Consider the following 5,529-nt stretch of genomic DNA (forward strand, 5'->3'; position numbering starts at 1 on the left):
GGACGCCACGTGCCCGACGGGCCTGCGCCGGACCCTCGGGGTCAGCCTCGCGTTAGGATACTGGTACATGGGGGCTCCTCTCGCCGCAAGTCCAGTCAACTCACAGTTTGGTGGAGCCCTCCTCCTTTGTCACACGCGGGGTGTCAACAACCTGTTGGCGTGCAATAGCTAGGTGCTGCGCGCATCCGCGTATGCTCACTGATCGCCGCCCTGCGCGACCGCGCTGTGGCGGGCCATGTGGCGCACCCTCGCTCCACGGTGTATGAGTTTGCCCCCTTCACGAGTGAGATGCGACGTGAGGGTTACACGATTCTCTGTGGGCAGATGGCCCCTATTCACTTCGAGCTATTCGAGCGGGCCATACAAGATGGCGGCTACGATCTCGAGGTGTTGCCTGCGGTGAGCGAACGCACCGTTGAACTGGGGCTCAGATACGCCAACAACGACATGTGCTATCCCGCAATTCACATTGTGGGGCAGGTCATGGAGGCGGTGCTCTCGGGCAGGTATGACCCGCACCACCTGGCCATCATGATGACCAATCCCGGAGACGGTTGTCGTGCGAGCAACTACCTCTCAGCCATCAGTCGGGCCCTGCGTGACGCGGGTTTTGCGAAGGCGCCCATCATCTCGTCATCGCTGCTTTCGTTTGATGGTCGTCACCCTGGCTTCCGATCGTCTATGAAGACGTTCGTCGACATGGCTCGCGCCTGCATCATTGGTGACGCCCTCATGCTATGTCTGCACCGCACGCGTCCCTACGAGCAGGTTCCGGGATCCGCCGATGCGCTCTTCCGGCTGTGGATGGATCGGTGCAAGGAGGCGTTGGCAGGCTACACTTTCGCAAGCTTCGCCCATGATGTCGCGGCCATTGTGGCAGACTTCGACACACTTACCCTAGTAGACGACGGGAGTCGCCCGCGTGTGGGCGTGGTGGGCGAGATACATACGAAGTACGATCCCGACGGCAACAATGACATCGTAGCCATCATTGAGACACAGGGCTGTGAGGCGGTGGTGGGAAGCCTGATGAACTATCTGCTCTTTGAGATGAGTGGCGACCGTGCAGGTACGCAAGGGTCAGACGCAACCGAAGCCGACGGCACCTCAGCACGCGTGGCAGCTGCGATCAAGACCCTCGAGAGCATGCGTGCCGTACTCACCCGTGCGCTTGAGCGTTCGTCTCGTTTTGATGCGCCGTTCGACCTCTGCGCCTTGCGCGAGCGGGGGACACGAGTGATTTCGGGACACAATACCTGCGGCATGGGCTGGTTGCTTGCAGGCGAGGTTACCGAACTGGTCGAACATGGCTGCATCAACGTCCTGTGCTTGCAACCGTTCTCGTGTCTGCCCAACCACATCGCGGGCAAGGCGATCATCAAGGAGATGCGTCGTAGATACCCCGGGCTCAACATGATGACGATTGACTATGACCCAGGTGCCAGCGAGATCAACCAGCTCAACCGAATTATGCTGCTTACCTCGGTGGCGCACGCCGAGTACGACGCTGGCAGTGACATGCCCCGCCAGACACGACAGACCACTCGCGAAAAAGGATGCATACAAACAGGTAGCAACAGCTAGTATTATCTTTGATAGGAGTTAGATCATCCAAACTTCAGGCAGTGACCCGGCACCCATTGGCGTCCGTACGGGAAGAAGGGAAGGCAGCATGGCAGAAGATGAGGCATACCTCGTCGTCAAGGGTGTCGAGAAGCACTATGGCGAGGGAGAGGCGCGCGTCGAGGTGCTGAGAGGCATCGACTGCACCATCACCAAGGGCGAGATTTGTGTCCTCCTCGGCCCTTCAGGCTCGGGCAAGTCGACGTTCTTGGACGTCGTGGGCGGCCTTGAGCCCGCAGATGCCGGTAGCATCATCGTGGGTGATACCGACATCACCAAGATTGCCGGCAAGGAGCTTGTGGAGTACCGCAGACGCGAGCTTGGCTTCATATTCCAGTTCTACAACCTCGTGCCCGACCTCACGGTACGCGAGAACATCGAGGTTTGCGAGTATCTCTCCAAAGAATCACTGTCTGTGGACGACCTGCTGCACTCACTTGGCCTCTGGGAGCATCGTAACAAGTTTCCCAACCAGGTTTCGGGTGGCCAGCAGCAGCGCTGTGCCATCGGTCGCGCCCTCGTGAAGGCGCCCGGCCTGTTGCTGTGCGACGAGCCTACGGGTGCGCTCGACTACAAGACGTCCAAGGAGATCCTGGAGCTCATGGAGCGCGTTAACCAGGAGTTTGGCACCACGATGGTCATCGTTACGCACAACGATGCCATCTGCAGGATGAGCCATCACATCCTGCGCCTGCGCGATGGCCTCCTCGTCGAGGACGAGGCCAACCCCACCCCCATGCCCGCGTCCGAGCTGACTTGGTAAGGGGGCATGCAGATGTCTCCTCTTGGGAAGCGTTACCCGCGCTCGATCAGACATAACCTCGGGCGCTATATTGGGCTGCTGATTCTGCTGATGATGGCCGTAGGGCTCGGCAACGGCTACATGCAGGCGGCGCAAAACAACATCGACATGATGAGCGGCATGCGTGAGAAGTACAGCGTCGAGGACGGTCGCTTCATGACCGACTTCGAGGCTAAGGCAGATGCCATCAAGGACGTCGAGGCGCTGGGCTGCACGGTGCACGAGAACTTCAGCTATGATGCCAGCCTTACCATCCCCGGGCGCACCATCGACGACACGACGGTTCGCCTCTATGGTGACCGCGAGGGCTTCGATGAGGTGAGCTATACCGATGGCCGTGCGCCCGAGGCAGACGGCGAAGTGGCGCTCGACCGTGTGTTCATGCAGAACAACAAGCTGTCCTTGGGCGACACCGTGGAGTTCGACGGTAAGACGTTCACAATCTGCGGCATCGTGTCTCTCCCCGACTACGTCACGCTTTTCGAGAACAATAGCGATACTGTGTATGACGCCCTCACGTTTGGTGTGGGCCAAGTCACGTCGGGGGCGCGTGACGCGCTGGCCAAGGGTGACCAGACCTTCACGTACTCGTTCTCCTTTGGTGACCGCGACCTGTCCCTAGCCGATCGCGTCAGCCTTGAGAAGCGCATGGTCGACGTGCTCATCGACCATGGCGTCTCGGTGAGCGACATGATCGACCATGAGTACAACCAGGGCATCAGCTATGCCACGGGCGACAACGAGGGTGACCTCAACACGGCCCTGACCCTCACGATCATCCTCACGATCGTCCTCTCCTTCATCTTTGTGCTGCTCACCAATGCCACCATCGAGCAGGAGAGCAGTGCTATCGGCACGCTGCTCTCGATGGGCTACACAAAGGGCGAGCTGGTCAGGCACTACCTCACGCTGCCGATGATCGTGGGCGCGGTGGGCTGCCTGCTGGGCCTCGGGTACGCCATCCCGGTGGAGGACACTATCCGACAGTCGTATTACAACACGTACAGCCTGCCTCCCTACGTGCGCGGCTTCCATCCTGACATCTACCTCAAGACGGTTCTTGTGCCGCTTGTGCTACTGTTCGTAATCCTTCTCGCTGGCCTTTTACTCAAGCTGCGCCTTACGCCGCTGCAATTTTTGCGCGGCGAGGTACGGGGCAGCAGGGGGGCGAAGAAGGAGTCGTCGCTGCCCGAGGGTATGAGCTACGTGCAGCGCTTTCGCCTGCGCGTCTTCCTGCGTAACACCTCGAGCTTCGTCATACTGTTCATTGGCATCCTCGTTGCCAACACGCTGCTGCTCTTCTCGCTCTCCGTCATGCCGTCGGTTCGCAGCTATGCGGTCGAGCTGAAGCGCGGCATCCCGGCGGAGCACGTCTATACGCTCAAGGACGAGCTGCGGATTGATGGCACTGCCGACGAGCGAGCCGCATGGGCCGCCATTGAGGAGATCACCACCAATGAGAAGTACGCCGGCATCGACCTTGACCTCATCGAGGACTTGGCCGGTGACCTGCGGGCTGCAGGCTCGAGCTTCCGCGACTTTGATAAGGACGCCATTGGCGCACTTGCCCTCATGAGCAACCTCACGAAGGCCGACGTGGACGATTCCGACGAGCTTAGGATGCTCATGCGAGCCTATGGCGTGGATGACTTCACCGACCTTGCCGACACCAACTTCCACAAGCTGTTTGTCGCGGTCATGGCCAGACAAGGCGTGCACCTCTCCGATGCCACTGACGGTCAGCTCACAACCTTGCTCGAGCACGCGCGTGAGTTGAGCAAACAGATCGCCCCCCTCACCGACGACGAACGCAACGACTTTGGCAACCTCATCGTTGACGTCTCGAAGGTGGACAACTTCGACATCGCCGTGAACCCCGCCCAGATGAGCCAGGCCACGATCGACCAGGCAGAGCCCTTCGCCGTTACTCGGCTCGAGTGCGGCCGTGCGCTCGATGACAGCAACGAGACGGTCACCATATACGGCATCCAGGAGGGCTCCGCATATTACCCAGACATCGACGTGAGCGGTGGACGCATCGTGGCAGATCCCGGGCTGCTTGAGAAGTGCGGCATCACGCTCGGCGAGCCCGCCACGTTTACCGACCGCACGACGGGTGACGCCTACGACATCACGATTGACGGGGCGACTGCGCTTGCGGCCTCGACCAATGTGTACATGAGCATCGATACGTTCAACCAGATGTTCGGCAATGACGAGGGCTACTTCAACGGATACTTCTCCAACGAGGCGCTCGACCTCAACCGGCGCTACCTTGTGTCCGACTACACCCCGGCAGACGCCGACAAGATTGCCGACCAGCTTGAAGACAGCTATGGCGACATCATGAACGTCATCACATGGCTCTCGATTCCCATCTTCATCATCGTCATCTACCTGCTCACCAAGACGCTCATCGACAGAAGCGCACGCTCCATCGCCTACATGAAGGTCTTTGGCTACAAGAATAGTGAGATAGACATGCTCTACCTGCGCTCCATCACGGCGGGCGTAGTCATTTCGCTGTTCGTGAGCGTGCCCATCCTCAGGGAGCTCATCGGCGTGGTGTATAGGTTCATGCTGGCTGCGCAAAACGGCAACTACGTCTATACGTTGACCCTGCAAATTGTTGTCATCGACCTTGTCATAGCGCTCATCACCTACCTCGTGGTGGCGCTACTGCACATGCGTCACATCAAGAAGGTGCCGCTGTCGCTGGCGCTCAAGGTCGTCGAGTAGCGAGACGGTTGGGGCGGCATGGCTCGCACCCACGCATCAAAATAACGTCTCGATATCGTTGGGGCAGGCCTCGTCAAGGGCCTGCCCCTTTGTGGGACGGCCACGAGGCCTTCGCGCGCCCCTCATCACGCTGAGTAGTGCGACGGCGGGTGTCCCGAGGATGCTCGGAGTCGTTCGCACTTTCGCGGCGGCCCCCTTCGAGTCGTATGCAGTCGCGCGGAGGCCCCCCGCGGGTCGTATGCGATTTCTGGGGCCAAAACGGTCCTCGGGGGCGTCCCTCCCGACGGGGGCAGGCCTTCTGCCTGCGGCTCGCGGAACGCCGGGTCGTCCGCGATTGCGAACGACCCGGGAGGCCGGTCCGAGGG

At 60.1% G+C, this 5,529-nt stretch carries 3 protein-coding genes; all 3 read left to right on the forward strand.

Annotated elements, in window-relative coordinates; translation table 11 throughout:
- Positions 1-324: 324 nt before the first annotated feature.
- A complete protein-coding gene (locus HMPREF1316_RS08165) occupies positions 325-1,584 on the forward strand; it encodes a hypothetical protein (protein ID WP_332248191.1) in 1,260 nt (419 codons plus the stop codon).
- Positions 1,585-1,672: 88 nt separating this feature from the next.
- Complete coding sequence (locus HMPREF1316_RS08170; RefSeq protein ID WP_021726519.1) at positions 1,673-2,386, forward strand: ABC transporter ATP-binding protein; 714 nt, start codon at positions 1,673-1,675, stop codon at positions 2,384-2,386.
- Between the two features lie 12 nt (positions 2,387-2,398).
- The gene (locus tag HMPREF1316_RS13315) at positions 2,399-5,164 is read left to right on the forward strand and encodes an FtsX-like permease family protein (RefSeq protein WP_021726518.1); all 2,766 of its coding nucleotides are present in this window, start codon (positions 2,399-2,401) and stop codon (positions 5,162-5,164) included.
- Positions 5,165-5,529 lie beyond the last annotated feature (365 nt).

Origin of the sequence: Olsenella profusa F0195, from assembly GCF_000468755.1 — a bacterium.
In the GTDB taxonomy this organism is placed as follows: domain Bacteria; phylum Actinomycetota; class Coriobacteriia; order Coriobacteriales; family Atopobiaceae; genus Olsenella_F; species Olsenella_F profusa.

Coding starts and splice junctions, on each gene's coding strand:
- HMPREF1316_RS13315 (WP_021726518.1), top strand. CDS start 2,399: ATGTCTCCTCTTGGGAAGCGTTACCCGCGCTCGATCAGACATAACCTC.
- HMPREF1316_RS08165 (WP_332248191.1), top strand. CDS start 325: ATGGCCCCTATTCACTTCGAGCTATTCGAGCGGGCCATACAAGATGGC.
- HMPREF1316_RS08170 (WP_021726519.1), top strand. CDS start 1,673: ATGGCAGAAGATGAGGCATACCTCGTCGTCAAGGGTGTCGAGAAGCAC.